This window comes from Endobacterium panacihumi, assembly GCF_050847465.1.
GTDB lineage: Bacteria > Pseudomonadota > Alphaproteobacteria > Rhizobiales > Rhizobiaceae > Neorhizobium > Neorhizobium panacihumi.
In genome coordinates this window covers 758,098-774,854 of sequence record NZ_JBOZRA010000001.1, presented here as the reverse complement: position 1 = coordinate 774,854, position 16,757 = coordinate 758,098, and the positions used below count along the sequence as shown (strand labels likewise).

At 59.3% G+C, this 16,757-nt stretch carries 15 protein-coding genes; 10 read left to right on the top strand and 5 right to left on the bottom strand.

Going from position 1 to position 16,757, the window contains the following annotated elements:
• The first annotated feature begins 33 nt into the window (after nucleotides 1–33).
• The 3 genes from ACRQ1B_RS03905 (at nucleotide 34) to ACRQ1B_RS03895 (ending at nucleotide 3,674) form a co-directional block, all read left to right on the top strand.
• Nucleotides 34–381 carry a DUF2185 domain-containing protein gene (locus tag ACRQ1B_RS03905; protein ID WP_432292353.1) on the top strand — a complete coding sequence of 116 codons (348 nt, stop codon included), beginning with the start codon at nucleotides 34–36 and terminating at the stop codon, nucleotides 379–381.
• 181 nt (nucleotides 382–562) lie between these two features.
• Nucleotides 563–2,284: an ABC transporter ATP-binding protein gene (locus ACRQ1B_RS03900; RefSeq protein ID WP_432292352.1), complete on the top strand. Its 1,722-nt coding sequence runs from the start codon at nucleotides 563–565 to the stop codon at nucleotides 2,282–2,284.
• Nucleotides 2,285–2,570: 286 nt separating this feature from the next.
• On the top strand, nucleotides 2,571–3,674 hold the full coding sequence (locus tag ACRQ1B_RS03895) for a branched-chain amino acid ABC transporter substrate-binding protein (protein ID WP_432292351.1): 1,104 nt from the start codon (nucleotides 2,571–2,573) through the stop codon (nucleotides 3,672–3,674).
• A 58-nt stretch (nucleotides 3,675–3,732) separates the two neighbouring features.
• On the opposite strand, the gene ACRQ1B_RS03890 is transcribed toward ACRQ1B_RS03895, so the two are convergent.
• Together ACRQ1B_RS03890 and ACRQ1B_RS03885 are read right to left on the bottom strand one after the other, a co-directional pair.
• Nucleotides 3,733–5,367 carry a saccharopine dehydrogenase family protein gene (locus ACRQ1B_RS03890; protein WP_432292350.1) on the bottom strand — a complete coding sequence of 545 codons (1,635 nt, stop codon included), beginning with the start codon at nucleotides 5,365–5,367 and terminating at the stop codon, nucleotides 3,733–3,735.
• Nucleotides 5,367–5,792: a thiol-disulfide oxidoreductase DCC family protein gene (locus ACRQ1B_RS03885; protein ID WP_432292349.1), complete on the bottom strand. Its 426-nt coding sequence runs from the start codon at nucleotides 5,790–5,792 to the stop codon at nucleotides 5,367–5,369. Before ACRQ1B_RS03885 ends, ACRQ1B_RS03890 begins: the two co-directional genes overlap by 1 nt.
• A gap of 142 nt (nucleotides 5,793–5,934) precedes the next feature.
• On the opposite strand from ACRQ1B_RS03885, the gene ade reads away from it, so the two are divergent.
• Nucleotides 5,935–7,629: an adenine deaminase gene (gene ade, locus ACRQ1B_RS03880; protein ID WP_432292348.1), complete on the top strand. Its 1,695-nt coding sequence runs from the start codon at nucleotides 5,935–5,937 to the stop codon at nucleotides 7,627–7,629.
• Nucleotides 7,630–7,828: 199 nt separating this feature from the next.
• On the opposite strand, the gene ACRQ1B_RS03875 is transcribed toward ade, so the two are convergent.
• Nucleotides 7,829–8,671 (bottom strand): alpha/beta fold hydrolase, encoded by an 843-nt coding sequence (locus ACRQ1B_RS03875; RefSeq protein ID WP_432292347.1) that lies wholly within the window; start codon nucleotides 8,669–8,671, stop codon nucleotides 7,829–7,831.
• A gap of 191 nt (nucleotides 8,672–8,862) precedes the next feature.
• On the opposite strand from ACRQ1B_RS03875, the gene ACRQ1B_RS03870 reads away from it, so the two are divergent.
• The 4 genes from ACRQ1B_RS03870 to ACRQ1B_RS03855 all read left to right on the top strand — a co-directional run bounded on the left by ACRQ1B_RS03870 (nucleotide 8,863) and on the right by ACRQ1B_RS03855 (nucleotide 11,828).
• A complete protein-coding gene (locus tag ACRQ1B_RS03870) occupies nucleotides 8,863–9,063 on the top strand; it encodes a hypothetical protein (protein ID WP_432292346.1) in 201 nt (66 codons plus the stop codon).
• Complete coding sequence (locus ACRQ1B_RS03865) at nucleotides 9,060–9,314, top strand: type II toxin-antitoxin system RelE family toxin (RefSeq protein WP_432292345.1); 255 nt, start codon at nucleotides 9,060–9,062, stop codon at nucleotides 9,312–9,314. The genes ACRQ1B_RS03870 and ACRQ1B_RS03865 overlap by 4 nt, the downstream gene beginning before the upstream one ends.
• Before the next feature lie 108 nt (nucleotides 9,315–9,422).
• Nucleotides 9,423–10,520, top strand: a complete 1,098-nt coding sequence (locus ACRQ1B_RS03860) for a carboxynorspermidine decarboxylase (RefSeq protein ID WP_432292344.1) — start codon at nucleotides 9,423–9,425, stop codon at nucleotides 10,518–10,520.
• A gap of 66 nt (nucleotides 10,521–10,586) precedes the next feature.
• Nucleotides 10,587–11,828, top strand: coding sequence for a saccharopine dehydrogenase family protein (locus ACRQ1B_RS03855; protein WP_432292343.1), 1,242 nt, complete (start codon nucleotides 10,587–10,589; stop codon nucleotides 11,826–11,828).
• Between the two features lie 90 nt (nucleotides 11,829–11,918).
• On the opposite strand, the gene ACRQ1B_RS03850 is transcribed toward ACRQ1B_RS03855, so the two are convergent.
• Nucleotides 11,919–12,041 carry a hypothetical protein gene (locus ACRQ1B_RS03850; RefSeq protein ID WP_432292342.1) on the bottom strand — a complete coding sequence of 41 codons (123 nt, stop codon included), beginning with the start codon at nucleotides 12,039–12,041 and terminating at the stop codon, nucleotides 11,919–11,921.
• Between the two features lie 232 nt (nucleotides 12,042–12,273).
• Here ACRQ1B_RS03850 and ACRQ1B_RS03845 point away from each other — a divergent pair, with 232 nt between their 5' ends.
• On the top strand, nucleotides 12,274–13,179 hold the full coding sequence (locus ACRQ1B_RS03845; RefSeq protein WP_432292341.1) for an AraC family transcriptional regulator: 906 nt from the start codon (nucleotides 12,274–12,276) through the stop codon (nucleotides 13,177–13,179).
• 3 nt (nucleotides 13,180–13,182) lie between these two features.
• On the opposite strand, the gene bglA is transcribed toward ACRQ1B_RS03845, so the two are convergent.
• On the bottom strand, nucleotides 13,183–14,826 hold the full coding sequence (bglA, locus tag ACRQ1B_RS03840) for a beta-galactosidase BglA (protein ID WP_432293800.1): 1,644 nt from the start codon (nucleotides 14,824–14,826) through the stop codon (nucleotides 13,183–13,185).
• A gap of 287 nt (nucleotides 14,827–15,113) precedes the next feature.
• On the opposite strand from bglA, the gene ACRQ1B_RS03835 reads away from it, so the two are divergent.
• The gene (locus tag ACRQ1B_RS03835; RefSeq protein WP_432292340.1) at nucleotides 15,114–16,694 is read left to right on the top strand and encodes a peptide ABC transporter substrate-binding protein; all 1,581 of its coding nucleotides are present in this window, start codon (nucleotides 15,114–15,116) and stop codon (nucleotides 16,692–16,694) included.
• Nucleotides 16,695–16,757 lie beyond the last annotated feature (63 nt).

Here is a 16,757-nt window from a genome sequence, read left to right as displayed (position 1 = left end):
CATCTATGACCTCGGATAAAACAAGGGTGCGCAATGACAAAACAATTCAAGATCCCGGCGGATGACATCAAGTCCCTCGCCAGGGGCCATGGCGCCTGCATCGCCAGCGACATGATCACCGTCGAAGGGCATCCGGTCGGATTTTTCTACCGCCAGAAACCGGATAACGAGATCGACAGCGGCTGGAGGTTTCTGACCGGACTTGAAGACGACGCCTATATGGATGACGCCGACAATCACGCCATCTACGACGTCAACACCATTGCCAATTACGATCCCGACATTATCGCCCACCTCGACGCGCCGGTCGGCAGTGTCTTCGAACGCGATGAGGAAGGCGTGCAATTTGTTGCGGTCGATGACTGGTCGCCACCGGACTGATGTAAGCAGATCGGCATATTCCGCGTAACAACTGATGACAGGCCAATTAAGCGCCCCTATAAGGCGACGTGTGCGGTCAAGTTAAGGGCTCAAGACATCGCCGATGGCGGCGAAGCGCAAACAACTGCGCTGACCACCCCTGGCTTTTCTGCACGAACAGTCCTGCCGTCGGAGTTCCCCCATGTTGCGCCGTTTCTTTTCCTATTACGCACCCTACAAGGGCCTTTTTGCCCTCGATTTCGGTTGCGCGGTTCTGGCCGGCCTGCTGGAACTCGGTTTTCCGATCGCGGTCAAATTTTTCGTCGATGACCTGCTCCCCGGCCAGCACTGGGGCTGGATCGCGGCCACTGCCGCCGCCCTCCTCGTCATCTACGTCTTCAACACCGGCCTGATGGCGGTGGTGAACTATTGGGGCCATGCGCTCGGCATCTCGATCGAGACCGACATGCGCCGGCAGGCCTTCGATCATATTCAGAAACTGTCCTTCCGTTATTTCGACAACAACCGCACCGGCCAGTTGATCACCCATGTGACCAAGGATCTGGAAGAGGTTGGCGAAATCGCCCATCACGGCCCGGAAGATCTGTTCATCGCCGTCATGACCTTCATCGGCGCCTTCATCCTGATGTTCACGGTCAACTGGAAGCTGGCGATGATGACCACGGTCATCGTGCCCTTCATGACCTGGCTGGTCAGCCGCTACGGCGCGCGCATGACCACCAACTGGCGCAAGCTGTTCCGTCAGGTCGGCGATTTCAACACCCGCGTTCAGGAAAGCGTCGGCGGCATCCGCGTCGTGAAAGCCTTCGCCAACGAGGATTACGAGCGCCAGCTGTTTGCCGCCAACAACGAAGGCTACAAGACCACCAAACTCAGCGCCTATGCCTATATGACCGCCAGCATCACCATGAGCTATCTCAGCACCCGTCTGGTACAGCTGATGGTGATGATCTTCGGCACCTATCTGGTCATCCAGGGCGAACTGACTTACGGCGGCTTCGTCGGCTTCCTGCTCTTGGTCAACGTCTTCTTCCGCCCGATCGACAAGATCACCTCGGTGATCGAATCCTACCCCAAGGGCATTGCCGGCTTTTCGCGTTTTACCTCGCTGATCGATACCGCGCCGGATATCGCCGACAAACCGGATGCCCGCGAAGTCGAGCACCTGACCGGCGCCATTGAATACCGCGACGTCGCCTTCAGTTATGACGGCAAGTCAAAGGTGTTCGAACATTTGAACCTGAAGATCAACGCGGGCGAAACCATCGCCTTCGTCGGCGCATCCGGTGCCGGCAAGACGACGCTGTGCTCGCTCCTGCCCCGCTTCTACGAGGTCGATGCAGGCTCGATCATGATCGACGGCATCGACATCCGCGACATGACCCAAAGCTCGCTGCGCAATCAGATCGGTCTTGTGCAGCAGGATGTGTTCCTGTTCGGCTCAACGATCCGCGAGAACATCGCCTATGGCCGTCTCGGTGCCAGCGACGAGGAAATCATCGAGGCGCTGCGCCGTGCCGCCCTCGACGAGTTCATCCTGTCGCTGCCGGAAGGACTCGACACGCCGGTCGGCGAACGCGGCGTCAAACTCTCGGGTGGCCAAAAGCAGCGCTTGGCGATTGCCCGCATCTTCCTCAAGGACCCGCCGATCCTCATCCTCGACGAAGCCACCTCGGCGCTCGATTCGGCCACCGAATACGCCATCCAGCAGGCGCTCGGAGAGCTTTCGCGCGGCCGCACCTCGCTCGTCGTTGCCCATCGCCTCGCCACGATCCGCAATGCCGATCGCATCGTCGTCATGGGGCCAGAGGGCATTCTGGAGGAAGGTTCGCATGCCGGCCTGATCGCCAAGCGCGGTGCCTATGCCCGCCTGCACGAGGCCCAGTTCGGCGCCGTCGCCTGAATTTGATCTTTGACAGGGCCGGCCGGGCCGGCCCTTCACATCCCCGCGAGAACCGTTGAATTATTCCGCCGGAACGTCGCCGTTTTCGGTTATCTTCTTGCGCAAACCTCCGAATATTCTTAGAAAAATTGCCTGCCGATGGGCGAGCCAAACATGGCCGTCGAGCGGAAGGAACGCGACGCCCCACCTCTTCCTTGGCACGCCACATGACGCTGGCGGACGAATGAGCAAGGCCGACGCATCATCAAGACGCAGGTTGGGAGGCCTGCATCCCAAGGAGATGGACATGACATTGAAGACAATCACCGCAGCGCTGGCCGCCACGCTGGCCTTCGCGCCGCTCGCCCACGCAGACATCACCATCGGCCTCATCGCGCCGCTGACCGGCCCGGTCGCCGCTTACGGCGATCAGGTCAAGAACGGCGCCCAGACCGCCGTTGACGATATCAACAAGGCCGGCGGCATTCTCGGCGAAAAGGTCGTGCTGAAACTGGCAGACGATGCCGGCGAACCCAAGCAGGGTGTTTCCGCCGCCAACCAGATCGTCGGCGAAGGCATCCGCTTCGTCGTCGGCCCGGTCACCTCTGGCGTTTCCATCCCGGTCTCGGACGTTCTTGCCGAAAACGGCATCCTGATGGTCACCCCGACGGCCACCGCACCTGACCTCACCAAGCGCGACCTGACCAACGTTCTGCGCACCTGCGGCCGCGACGACCAGCAGGCCGAAGTTGCCGCAAAATATGTTCTTGAAAAGCTCAAGGACAAGCGCGTCGCCATCATCAACGACAAGGGCGCCTATGGCAAAGGCCTCGCCGATGCCTTCAAGGCAACGCTGAACGCCGGTGGCATCACCGAAATCGTCAACGATGCCATCACGCCCGGCGACAAGGATTTCAGCGCGCTCACCGCCAAATTGAAGTCGGAAAAGGTCGACGTGATCTATTTCGGCGGTTACCATCCGGAAGGCGGCCTGCTCGCCCGCCAGCTGGCCGACCTCTCTGCCAACGCCCTGATCATCGGTGGTGACGGCCTGTCGAACTCCGAATACTGGACGATCGGCAACGAAGCCGCTGCCGGCACGCTGTTCACCAACGCTTCGGACGCGCTCAAGAGCGACGATTCCAAGGCTGCCGCGGAATCGCTCAAGGCCAAGAACATCCCGGCCGAAGCCTTCACGCTCAACGCCTATGCCGCCGTTCAGGTCATCAAGGCCGGTATCGAAAAGGCCAAGAGCGCTGAAGACGCTGAAGCCGTTGCGACCGCCCTCAAGGATGGTGCCGCCATCCCGACCGCCATCGGCCAGCTGACCTATGGCGAAACCGGCGACCTCACCTCGCAGAGCTTTTCGCTCTACAAGTGGGAAGGCGGCAAGATCGTCGCTGCCGAATAATCGGACGTGGATCTGGAAATGCAGCGGGCGCCTTTTGGCGCCCGTTTGTTTTTGGCGATCAGATCCGTCGCAACCGCCCACGATAATGGACAACATCGCCGATCAGCGGCAATGCGATCGGCACATCGAACCAGAAATCCTCTCCTTCCGCCCATTCCCGCGCCACGCTTTTGGGCGCCAGGAACAAGGGCATCGGCACCCTCAGCACCGACCATTTGCGCATGATCATCGTCAGCCCTGCCTCGTCCGATGGCAGGTCGAAATGGAACCGCATCTGCCCGAAACGCTCGACGAGATGGCGACTGCTCTGGCTGAGTTCGCTGACGAACACATGCCCGTCGAAATCTCGCGTCCACCGCTCGACACCGCCCTCTTCCGCGAAGGAAACATGCAGCCTGTGTTCGCCCTCGGGCGGAAAGCGCATGATCGTCGCCACCAGCCGCGCCATGGGTGAGCGACCGCGTGTCACCGTCGCGAAGCCCGCGGCCCCGGCATCGCCGAAAACATCATGCATGTCGCGCATCGGCTTCGGCAGCGCGTCGTAGGCCTTCCCCATCACCCTCCGGTAAACCGGCAGATAGGTTCGCTCATCGACCTGCCGCCAGGTCGACAACCCGTCCAGCAGGGGTTCGAAATCGCCAAGCGACAATTGCCCGGCAGCCGGCCTTGCACCCACACGGAGTTTTCCATCCGCGAGACGATTTGCCAGAAGTTGCGCCGCCATCGTCGGAATTTCGGGCCCATGTCCGTTTTCCGCAATCAAGGTCCAACGTCGACCGATACATTGCTCGCCCTGTCGGCCCTTCACCTCCACCATCATCGCCGAACGATCGGTGCCAAGATTGGCACTGATCGCCTGCAGCGGGCGCAGCCTGCGCGCCAGTGGCGATAGCGAACGGATCCAACCCCATTTGACCGGCCAGCTAAAAAGCCACAGGATCAACAGTTGCAGCGCAAATTCCGGTCCCGCCCGAAAGATCGTCGCCGGTTTTCCCTTCGCGGCCGCCGGCACAATGTCATGGTCGGGCACATCCGACAGCGCCACCAGCCGCGAAATGCCGGCACGACCCTCAACGCTATAACGCACCCGTTTGAGCGAATGCCAGCCGGTCACCCGCCGCCAGCGTTTTGCCCGCCAGAGACGGATCGGCCTGCCCACATAACTCAGGATCGCCGCAGCCACCGATGCGCCCGCCGTTGCCCGGTTGGAGGCACTGATCGCCATCGACACCGAACAGACGTCGTCCATGCCTTGCGCAAGCTCTTCAACCACCGCGCCCGACATGGCCGGCACACTCGAGGCGCCGGAAAGAACCACGATACCGGCCGCACGCGCCTGATCATCGAGCACGGCGATGCTGCCCACAAACGCACGCGCATCGGCCAGATCGATATAATGCACTCCACAGGCGATGCAGGCTTCGGCGACACGATAGTCACTGTCCTGAAACGGCCCGGCTGCATCAATCAGCAGCAGCGGTCGATATGTCTGGAGGACGGGTGTCAGGTCCTGCTCGCGATCGGCCTTTATCGCCTGTGCATTCACAAGCTTCGACGCAAATGCGCGACCGCTTTCAAGATTGCGGCCGGCAACAAGAACCGTCCAGCCGTCGTTCGAAAGCCGCCGCGAAAGCCTGCCGCCGAAACCGCCATACCCGCCCAGAACAAGAACAACCTTGCCATGCCCCATCATCACAAAAACCGGTCGGCATCTTTTGGCGAGGGCAGCCAGCAGACATCGTGCCGACCAAAGATGCGGTAACGATTGCGGGCGATCAGGCGATAAAGCGGATCGCGGATGAACCGTGGCACGAGACGCAGCACATCCAGCATCCGCCATGGCCAGCCAAGCCCGCGATAGATCGTCAGAACAGCATCGCTGTCACGCAGGGCCTTGCCTTTTTCGACGATGATCATTGTTTCCGGGTTGGCTGGATCGATGCCGAACCGACGGTAAAGCGCTGCTCCCGCCTCACCCTGCATGGAAGCCAACCTGAACCGCCGCTGATGATCATGCTTCAGCACGAACTGCGCATTGGCCGAGCAGAGAATACATTCGGCATCGAAGACGATGATGGGGCCGTCAAAATCCCGGCCTGATGGCTGCTGTGCGTTCATAATCGCACCTTAGGCGCTGGCCCACCACCTCGACAACGGAAATTCGGCTTCGGACTTAACAGGCGCAAACTTCCGCCTCCCCCTCCCCGTTTTGGCCTCGAGCGGCTAAAGAGGGGAATCAGTTCAGTATCAGGAGCCCGCCATGAGCCATCGCCTCGAAACCCTCATAGACCAGGGCACCGGCCGCGAGCCTGCGGATATCGTGCTGAAAGGTGGGAAATTTTTCGATCTCGTTACCGGCGAACTCGTTCAATCCGATATCGCTATCTGCGGCGATCGCATCGTCGGCACCTGCGGCGAGTACACGGGCAAGACCGAGATCGATATTTCCGGAAAGATCGTCGTTCCGGGTTTTATCGACACCCATCTGCATATCGAATCCTCGCTCGTCACCCCGCATGAATTCGACCGCTGCGTGCTGCCTTATGGCGTCACGACAGCGATCTGCGATCCGCACGAGATCGCCAATGTCATCGGCGCCGAGGGGATCCAGTTCTTTCTGGACTCGGCAGAACAGACGATCATGGATATCCGCGTCCAGCTGTCCTCCTGCGTGCCCGCCACGCATCTGGAGACCGCCGGCGCCGATCTGCCGATCGAAAAGCTTCTGCCCTTCCGCGATCATCCAAAAGTCATCGGCCTTGCCGAGTTCATGAATTTCCCGGGCGTCATCCACAAGGACCCGATCTGCCTCGCAAAACTCGACGCGTTCTACGGCGACCATATCGATGGCCACGCGCCGCTCCTGTCAGGCAACGACCTGAATGGTTATCTGTCGGCCGGCATCCGCACGGAACATGAATGCACGACGGCCGAAGAAGCACTCGAAAAGATCCGCAAGGGCATGCACATTCTGGTGCGTGAGGGTTCGGTCTCCAAGGACCTGCACGCGCTGATGCCGATCCTCACCGAACGCCTGTCGCCCTATCTGGCGCTCTGCACCGACGACCGCAATCCGCTCGACATCGCCGAACAGGGTCATCTCGACTACATGATCCGCACGGCAATCGCAGCCGGTGCCGAGCCGCTCGCCGTTTACCGCGCCGCCTCCATCTCTGCCGCCAAGGCGTTTGGCCTGCGCGACCGCGGTCTTGTCGCCCCCGGCTGGCGGGCCGATCTCGTGGTTATCGACAGCCTTGAAAACTGCAAGGCGGACATGGTGTTTGCCGCCGGTCACAAGGTGACGGATGACCTTTTTGCCACCCGCAAGCCGGTCGCCCCGGTCGGCCTCGACAGCGTCAAGGCACGGCCTGTGCAGGCCATGCATTTCGGAGTTCCCTATTCAGAAAGCGAAACGCCGGTGATCGGCGTCATGCCGGGCAAAATCATCACCGAACATCGCCGCTACCGCCTGCCCGCTTCCGGCAACCAGACCGGCGTTGATCTCGACCGCGACATCATCAAGGTCGCGGTCATCGAACGCCACGGCAAGAACGGCAACCATGCCAACGGTTTCGTGCAGGGGTTCGGGCTGAAGAAAGGCGCCATCGCCTCGACGGTCGGCCATGACAGCCACAATATCTGCGTGGTCGGCGTCTCCGAAGACGACATGGCACTGGCCGCCAATCGGCTGGGTGAAATCAAGGGCGGTTTTGTCGTGGTGGAAGACGGCAAGGTGACCGGGGAGATCGCGCTGCCCGTCGCCGGCCTGATGAGCCTTGAACCCTATGAATGGGTGCGCGACACGCTGCACGACTTGAGAAAGTCCGCCTATGCCCTTGGAACGACGCTGGAAGAACCATTCCTTCAGGTCGCCTTCCTGCCGCTGCCGGTCATCCCGCATCTGAAAATTTCGGATATGGGCATGGTGGATGTGGACAAGTTTCAGCTGATTTGAGGCGGATGAGGGGCAGCACGCCCCAGCGAAATGCCCCTCATCCGCCTGCCGGCACCTTCTCCCCGCACGCGGGGAGAAGGACATGAGCCGCGACCTCTTAGCCAATCCCTAACGTCGAGCATGGCAAGTCCCCTCTCCCCGTTCTTACGGGGAGAGGGCTAGGGTGAGGGGCAAACTTACCGTGTGCTCGAAATCAAGCTCACGCCCTGAAAAACGCCAACAGATCCGCGTTGACCAGGTCCGGATCGGTCGTTGCCACGCCATGCGGCTTGCCGTCATAAACCTTCAGCGTGCTGTTCTTCAAAAGCTTGGCCGAAAGCGGAGCGGAATCCTCGAAGGGCACGATCTGGTCATCCGTGCCGTGCATCACCAGAACCGGCACGTCGATCACCTTCAAATCCTCGGTGAAATCCGTTTCCGAAAACGCCTTGATGCAATCGTAATGGGCTTTTGTGCCGCCCATCATCCCCTGCCGCCACCAGTTGCGGATGACGCCTTCGGACACGTCCGCACCCGGCCGGTTATAACCGTAGAAAGGCCCGGTCGGGATCTCGAGGAAAAACTGCGCCCGGTTGGCCGCCTGCGCCTTGCGAAAACCATCGAACACGTCCAGCGGCAACCCGCCGGGGTTCTTCTCCGATTTCACCATAACCGGTGGCACGGCGCCGATCAGCACCGCCTTCGCCACACGGCCCTGCGGCTGGCCGAATTTGGCGACATATCGTGTCACCTCGCCACCACCGGTCGAGTGACCGACATGGATAGCGTTTTTCAGATCGAGATGCGCGGCGAGCTCTGCCACATCTGCGGCATAGGTATCCATTTCATTGCCGGTATCGGTCTGGCTGGAGCGGCCATGGCCACGCCGGTCATGTGCGATGACGCGATAGCCTTCATGGAGGAAGAACAGCATCTGCGCATCCCAGTCATCGGCCGAAAGCGGCCAGCCGTGATGGAAAACGATCGGCTGGGCATCCTTCGAACCCCAGTCCTTGTAAAAAATCTGCGTGCCGTCCTTGGTGGTGATGAAACTGCTGCTCATGACTATCCCTCGGTTGATGTGGCAAATGCATGCGGATGTTTTGGAGGCGACCGGAGCATGGATATCAGTGCCCGGGCGCGGCGCCACGATATGACGAACTGTCAAGTTTGCAAATCGCCCAAAAGGCTGAACTTCAACAGAGCCGGGCATTCTGTTATATCGTGTTCACCTGCACGATTGAGAGTTCCGACATGACCAAGCTCGAACAGATCGAGAAATCCGTATCCGAACTGACCGGCGAGGAACTGGAAGCCTTTTCCGACTGGTTTGATGCTTTTCAGGCTGCTCGCTGGGATCAACGGATCGAAAATGATAGCGCGAGCGGAAAGCTCGACAGTCTGGCCGAGAGCGCCCTTGCGGAATTTCTGGCCGGAAGGACACTGCCTCTGTGAACCATCACGCGACAGCCGGTTTCTGGGACGCATACCACCGGCTGCCGCAACAGGTGCAAAACCTCGCCGACGCGAATTTCGAACTGCTTAAAACCGACCCCAGACACCCCTCGCTGCATTTCAAGTCGCTGGGGCGTTTCTGGTCGGCACGAGTGGGAAAATCATGGCGAGCGCTCGCCATCAAAGACGGCGAGGACCTCATCTGGTTCTGGATCGGATCGCATGCCGATTACGACAAGCTCGTGAAGTAGTGCCGTTTCGGCCAAACAATCGTGTGTTGGGTCTTGAAGATGTCATCTGCGTCAGGCAATAGGCCCCCTTACCTTTTAGAATAACCGTAAGAAGGCCTTCCGAACGAAATGCTGCAAACACCCTACTACCTCATCGACAAGTCCAAACTGCTCCAGAACATGGAACGGATTGCCGCTGTACGTGAGAAGTCGGGCGCCAAGGCATTGCTGGCGCTAAAATGTTTCGCCACATGGTCGGTCTTCGATTTCATGCGCGACTACATGGACGGCACCACCTCCTCGTCGCTGAATGAAGTCCGCCTCGGCCATGAGCGTTTCGGCAAGGAAACCCACGCCTATTCCGTCGCTTATGCGGATTACGAGATCGACGAGGTCGTGTCCCATGCCGACAAGATCATCTTCAACTCGATCGGCCAGTTGCAGCGTTTTGAAAGCCAGTCGTCGGGCATCACCCGCGGCCTGCGCCTGAACCCGGGCGTTTCGTCTTCCAGCTTCGATCTCGCAGACCCGGCCCGCCCGTTCTCGCGGCTGGGCGAATGGGATCTCGCAAAAGTCGATCCGGTCATGGACATGATCACCGGCTTCATGATCCACAACAACTGCGAGAACAAGGATTTTGCCCTGTTCGACCGGATGCTGGGCGATATCGAAGAGAAATTCGCACCGCTTCTGAAAAAGGCCGAATGGGTCTCGCTCGGCGGCGGCATCCATTTCACCGGCGATGATTACCCGGTCGACCTGTTTGCCGAGCGCCTCAAGCGTTTTTCCGGCGAATATGGCGTTCAGGTCTATCTTGAGCCGGGAGAAGCCTCGATCACCAAGTCGACGACGCTGGAAACCACCGTCCTCGATACACTTTACAACGGCAAGAACCTTGTCGTGGTGGATTCGTCCATCGAAGCGCACATGCTGGATCTCCTGATCTATCGTGAGAATGCCAAGGTTCACCCCAACCAGGGACCCCATCGTGCGATGGTCTGCGGCAAGTCATGCCTTGCCGGAGACATTTTCGGGGAATTCGATTTCCCCGAAGAGGTAAAGGTCGGCGACCGCATCTCGTTCCAGGATGCTGCCGGCTACACGATGGTCAAGAAAAACTGGTTTAACGGCGTGAAAATGCCGGCAATCGCCATCCGGGAACTGGATGGCAGCCTCAGGACGGTCCGTGAGTTTGACTACACGGACTACGAACAGAGCCTTTCCTGATCAGAAAGGGCCAAAGGCCCACAGGACAGACTTTCTGACGATTGGACGCAAGGAGTGGTCCCCAGAATGAAAAAGAACGTGCTCATCATCGGCGCCGGCGGCGTCGCACAGGTCGTTGCCCACAAGTGTGCGCAGAACAACGATGTCCTCGGTGACATCCATATCGCATCGCGCACCAAGTCGAAATGCGACGCCATCATCGCTTCGGTTCACGAAAAGAAGGCGATGAAGCAGGAAGGCGTGCTCGAAGGTCACGCGCTCGACGCGCTCGACATCGAAGCCACCAAGGCTCTGATCGTCAAGACCGGCAGCCAGATCGTCATCAATGTCGGCACCGCCTTCCTCAACATGTCGGTGCTGCGCGCCTGCATGGATACCGGCGTCGCCTATATCGACACCGCCATCCACGAAGAGCCGAACAAGATCTGCGAGACCCCGCCGTGGTACGGTAACTACGAGTGGAAGCGCGCCGCCGAATGCGAGGAAAAGGGCATCACCGCCATCCTCGGCGCCGGTTTCGATCCGGGCGTCGTCAACGCCTATGCGCGTCTGGCCAAGGACGAATATCTCGACACCGTAACCGACGTCGATATCGTCGACATCAATGCCGGCAGCCACGGCAAATACTTTGCCACCAATTTCGACCCGGAAATCAACTTTCGCGAATTCACGGGCGTGGTTTACTCGTGGCAGGGCGGCGAATGGAACGTCAACAAGATGTTCGAAATCGGCAAGGACTACGACCTGCCGGTCGTCGGCACCCGCCGCGCCTATCTCTGCGGTCATGACGAAGTCCATTCGCTGGCGAAAAACATGGAAGGCGCCGACGTGCGCTTCTGGATGGGCTTTGGTGATCACTACATCAACGTCTTCACCGTTCTCAAAAACATCGGCCTTCTGTCCGAACAGCCCGTAAAACTGGCTGACGGCTCGGAAGTCGTGCCGCTCAAGGTCGTCAAGGCCTGCCTGCCTGATCCGTCCTCGCTGGCGCCGGAATACGAAGGCAAGACCTGCATCGGTGACTTCGTCAAGGGCACGAAGGACGGCAAGGAACGCACGGTGTTCATCTACAACGTCGCCGACCACAAGGAAGCCTTCAACGAAGTCGGTTCGCAGGGCATCTCCTACACGGCAGGCGTTCCCCCGGTCGCGGCCGCCATGCTGGTGGCAACGGGTGAATGGGACGTCAAGAAGATGGCAAACGTAGAAGAACTGGCGCCGCGCCCGTTCCTCAACATTCTCAACAAGATCGGCCTGCAGACCTGCATCCGCGACGAACAGGGCGAGCGCGAACTGCATTTCGATTGAGATGCGGGCATTGCCTGATCACTGAAATGACGAAAGGCCCGCGAGCGATCGCGGGCCTTTTCGTTTAGTCGCCGCCACCGTCAAAGCGGCTCAGCCGTTCATATAACGGCGCGGCTTTGCGGCACGGCGCTCGCCGATCTGGCGTGCGATGAACTGGACAGGATTGCTCACCATCCGGCGAGCGGTTTGCAAAAACTGGTTCCATGCGGTCATGACCGTCTCCTCTGGTTGGTTTGGTGGGTTTGTGTTGAGCGAAGGCACCGGGTTGCGTTGACCGGTGGCTGTTTTATGCGCCCGTCAGCGTCTGATGCGGTAGACCAGACCTCCGGGATGATTGCACATTTCTCCGAAAGCCATTTCGAACCTCTGGCGCCGCAGCGCAGCAGGCGGTAAAGAAGATCATCGAAATCGGCGGATATTCGCGATACGGACCGGAGACAATGCAATGGATCACCTCGCAACGCTCGTCACAAAAATTGCACAACACACCGATTGCGACGGCGTTCACCCGACAAAAATCCCGAACCTGTCGCTGATCCGGATCTCCAATCCCACCGAACCGGTGCGTGGCGTCACGCAGCCCTCGCTCTGCATCGTCGTGCAGGGCACCAAACATGTGACGCTCGCCGACCACACCTATGAATACGGTGCCGGCCACCATCTCGTCGCGTCTGTCGAGCTGCCGGTCGTCAATCGCATCGTCGCGGCAAGCCCGGAAAAACCCTATATGTCGCTGCTTCTGGCGCTCGACATGCCGGCCCTCGGCTCGATGCTGATGCAAATGCCGCGCGCCGCCGAGACGGGCACCGCCCGCTGCGGCACCGGCCTTTGCGTCAGTGAAGCCTCACCCGGTCTTCTCGACGCGGCACTGCGCCTCACACATCTTCTCGACACGCCGGAGGACATCGATTTTCTCGCCCCTTTGGCCGAACGCGAACTGCTCTACCGGCTCATGCGCGGCGAGCAGGCCCACAAGGTGCGCCGTATGCTGATGCCGGAAAGCCGCCTGCAACAGGTCAACCGCGCCATCACCTGGATCCGCGACAATTATGACAAGCCGTTTTCCATCGATCGGGTGGCGAGCGAAGCCAGCATGAGTTCGTCCTCGCTGCACGAACATTTTCGCGAAGTGACGGCCATGAGCCCGCTGCAATACCAGAAACAGCTGCGCCTGCAGGAAGCCCGCCGCATGATCCTGGCCGAAGCACTCGACGCCGCCACCGCTGCCCATCGCGTGGGTTACGACAGCCCGTCGCAGTTCAGCCGCGAATACCGCCGCCTATTCGGCGCCCCGCCGATCCGCGATATTTCGCGGGTGCGGGGTGAGCCGAACAGTTATGCAGACGCCTGAGCCTCAAACCCGCGCGCAAAACACGTCGATGGCATCCAGCTTGACGATACCGCCCTCGAGTTTCGACACGAAGCCCGGCAGGTCCACCGGCATCACATCACCCAGCCTCTTCGGGAGCGTGAAATTCTGGGCCTCACGCGTGAGATTAAAGACGAACAGAAGTTTTTCGCCGCCCTTCTCGCGCACGAAGGCAAGCAGGTCCTGATTGGTTTCGAGGAATGTCATGTCGCCATCGATCAGCGCGGCATGCGATTTGCGGAATGCGATTGTCGCGCGGTAATGCGCCAGCACAGAATCCGCCAGTTTTTCCTGCGCATCCACCGCACGCGTCGCATGTTCCTTCGGCACCGGCAGCCATGTCCTGCCACCCTCGGTGAAGCCGGCATGCGGCTTGGCACTGTCCCACACCATCGGCGTGCGGCATCCGTCGCGGCCCTTGAAGGCAGGCCAGAAACGTATGCCATAGGGATCACGCAGATCTTCGAAGGAAAGCTCGGCCTCCGTCAGCCCCAGCTCCTCGCCCTGATAGAGGCAGATCGAACCGCGCAGGGTCGCGATCAGCGTCGCAGAAATCTTGGCGACACGATCCTGTTCTTCCGGCGTTTCGATGAAGCGGGTGACGTGACGGATGACGTCGTGGTTGGAAAATGCCCAGCACACCCAGCCATTGACCACCGTATCGAGCACGGTCTGCATGACCTTGCGGATATAGCTTGCCGAAAACGCCGGGCCGAGAAGATCGAACGTGTAGCACATGTGCAGCTTGTCATTGCCGGTCGTATAGAGTGCCAGCGTGTTGAGCGAGCGCGGACCATCACCCACCTCCCCGACACTCGCCCTGCCCTCGTAACTATCGAGCAGTGCCCGAAAACGCTTCAGGAAGTCGATGTTTTCCGGCTGCGTCTTGTCATAGAGGTGGTTCTGCATCGAATAGGGATTGGTGTCGGTTTCCATACCCGCGCCGTCGGTATCGTAGACCATCGGCGGATTGTTGCGCAGTTGCTTGTCGTGGAAATAGTAGTTCACCGTGTCGAGGCGAAAACCGTCGACGCCGCGGTCGAGCCAGAACTTTACCGTGTCCAGCATGGCATCCTGCACATCCGGATTGTGAAAGTTCAGGTCCGGCTGCGAGATGAGAAAGTTGTGCATGTAATATTGCTTGCGCACGCCATCCCATTCCCAGCCCGGCCCGCCGAAAATCGACAGCCAGTTGGTCGGCGCAGTGCCGTCGGGCTTGGGATCGGCCCAGACAAACCAGTCCGCCTTGGCATTGGTGCGGCTCGACCGGCTTTCGATGAACCAAGGATGCTGGTCGGACGTATGGGATATCACCTGGTCGATGATAACTTTCAAGCCCAGCCGATGCGCCTCCGTCATCATCTCGTCGAAATCGGCGAGCGTGCCGAACATCGGATCGACATTACAGTAATCCGAGACGTCATAACCCATATCGGCCATGGGAGATGTGAAAAACGGGGATAGCCAGATCGCGTCGACGCCGAGCGAGGCAATATGCCCCAGCCTTTCGGTAATGCCCTTGATATCGCCGATCCCGTCACCCGTCGTGTCCTGGAAAGAGCGTGGATAGACCTGATAAATCACGGCTCCGCGCCACCAATCGGATCGGATGTCTGCCTGCGAAATCATAAGCATATACCTCTCTAAATGTCTGGTTCAGGACAAACTAAGGCCCCTCCCGCAAAAGGCAACCAAGGGTGGCCAAAGCCTCCGTAACAGAGTTTTGAACGGCATTTTGATCGCAATGGATGCAATCTCGATGACACATCACTGATTGACTACGCATAGACCCCAAAAAATCGGGGGGTTACAATGTCGGTATTGCGGCTCTAGTGTGCCGCCTTTCCGCCAGTCGGAAAACGGGAACATGAATCAATAAAGAGGCGACAAGGCCTTAGAAAGGTGGGGGTTTTCCCATGTATCATTTCAGCAAGAAATTGATGGCGACCGCAGTGCTCGGCGCGCTGCTGGCTTGTTCCGCCCAGGCGGCGACGATCAACATCCACAATGGCGGCGACCCGCAGTCGCTCGATCCACAGAAATTGTCGGGTGACTGGGAAAACCGCATTGCCGGCGATATTTTCGAAGGCCTCGTGACCGAAGACGCCAAGGTCAACCCGATCCCCGGCCAGGCCGAAAGCTGGACGGTCTCGGACGACGGCCGCGTTTATACGTTCAAGCTGCGCGACGGCATCAAGTGGTCCGATGGCCAGCCGGTCACCGCCGGCGATTTCGTCTTCGCTTTCCAGCGCCTGATGGACCCGAAAGCTGCCGCCGACTACGCCTATCTGCAATACACGATCAAGAATGCTGAAAAGATCAACAAGGGCGAAATCACCGATGCCAACCAGCTTGGCGTCAAGGCGATCGACGACAAGACGCTCGAGATCACCCTTGAAAACCCGACCCCTTATTTCCTCGACTCGCTGACCCATTACACGGCTTATCCGCTGCCGAAACATCTGGTCGAAGCAAAGGGCGCTGATTGGGTCAAGATTGGCACGATCGTCACCAACGGCCCGTACAAGCCGGTCGAATGGGTTCCGGGCAGCCATGTCACCACCGCCAAGAACGATCAGTATTACGGCACGGCCGACCTGAAGATCGATGGTGCGAAATTCTTCGTGCTGGAAGATCAGGAAGCCGCACTGAAGCGTTACCGTGCCGGCGAATTCGACATCCTCACCGACTTCCCGACCGACCAATACGCCTGGATGCAGAAGAACCTGCCGGGCCAGGCGCATGTCGCCCCGTTCTCGGGCCTCTATTATTACGTCATCAATTCGCAGACCGAACCGACCAAGGACAAGCGCGTCCGTCAGGCTCTGTCCATGGCGATCAACCGCGAAGTGATCGGCCCGCAGATTCTGGGCACCGGCGAACTGCCGGCCTATTCATGGGTTCCGCCGGGCACAGCCAACTATGATGAGCCGGCCTATGTCTCCTGGAAGGACGAGCCTTACAAGCAGAAGGTCGAGGAAGCCAAAAAGCTGCTCACCGAAGCCGGTTTCGGTCCGGACAAGCCGCTCACCCTTCAGCTCAAGTACAACACCAACGACAACCACAAGCGTATCGCGGTTGCGATCGCCGCCATGTGGAAGCCGCTCGGCGTCAATGTCGAACTCGTCAACGCCGAAACCAAGGTCCATTACGACCAGTTGCAGCGCGGCGATGTGCAGGTCGGCCGTGCCGGCTGGCTCGCCGACTACAATGACCCGGACAATTTCCTGAACCTGCTCGTGACCGGCGTTCCGATGAACTACGGCCGCTGGTCCAATGCCGACTATGACAAGCTGATCAAGGACGGCAACCTGGAAAAGGACATGAAAAAACGCGCCGAGATGTTCAAGCAGGCCGAGAAGATCGCGCTTGATGACAGCGCGGCGCTGCCGATCTACTACTATGTGTCAAAGAATGTTGTGTCGCCGAAGATTTCCGGTTTCGAAGACAACGTGAAGGACATCCACCGCACGCGCTGGCTCTCGATCAAAGAATAACAGGGAGTCCAGGCGCTTATCCCTCGCAGCGTCGTGTACGTTTATCGTGCACGACGCTGTAGC

Coding starts and splice junctions, on each gene's coding strand:
- ACRQ1B_RS03905 (WP_432292353.1), top strand. CDS start 34: ATGACAAAACAATTCAAGATCCCGGCGGATGACATCAAGTCCCTCGCC.
- ACRQ1B_RS03900 (WP_432292352.1), top strand. CDS start 563: ATGTTGCGCCGTTTCTTTTCCTATTACGCACCCTACAAGGGCCTTTTT.
- ACRQ1B_RS03895 (WP_432292351.1), top strand. CDS start 2,571: ATGACATTGAAGACAATCACCGCAGCGCTGGCCGCCACGCTGGCCTTC.
- ACRQ1B_RS03890 (WP_432292350.1), bottom strand. CDS start 5,367: ATGATGGGGCATGGCAAGGTTGTTCTTGTTCTGGGCGGGTATGGCGGT.
- ACRQ1B_RS03885 (WP_432292349.1), bottom strand. CDS start 5,792: ATGAACGCACAGCAGCCATCAGGCCGGGATTTTGACGGCCCCATCATC.
- ade (WP_432292348.1), top strand. CDS start 5,935: ATGAGCCATCGCCTCGAAACCCTCATAGACCAGGGCACCGGCCGCGAG.
- ACRQ1B_RS03875 (WP_432292347.1), bottom strand. CDS start 8,671: ATGAGCAGCAGTTTCATCACCACCAAGGACGGCACGCAGATTTTTTAC.
- ACRQ1B_RS03870 (WP_432292346.1), top strand. CDS start 8,863: ATGACCAAGCTCGAACAGATCGAGAAATCCGTATCCGAACTGACCGGC.
- ACRQ1B_RS03860 (WP_432292344.1), top strand. CDS start 9,423: ATGCTGCAAACACCCTACTACCTCATCGACAAGTCCAAACTGCTCCAG.
- ACRQ1B_RS03855 (WP_432292343.1), top strand. CDS start 10,587: ATGAAAAAGAACGTGCTCATCATCGGCGCCGGCGGCGTCGCACAGGTC.
- ACRQ1B_RS03850 (WP_432292342.1), bottom strand. CDS start 12,041: ATGACCGCATGGAACCAGTTTTTGCAAACCGCTCGCCGGATGGTGAGC.
- ACRQ1B_RS03845 (WP_432292341.1), top strand. CDS start 12,274: ATGGATCACCTCGCAACGCTCGTCACAAAAATTGCACAACACACCGAT.
- bglA (WP_432293800.1), bottom strand. CDS start 14,826: ATGATTTCGCAGGCAGACATCCGATCCGATTGGTGGCGCGGAGCCGTG.
- ACRQ1B_RS03835 (WP_432292340.1), top strand. CDS start 15,114: ATGTATCATTTCAGCAAGAAATTGATGGCGACCGCAGTGCTCGGCGCG.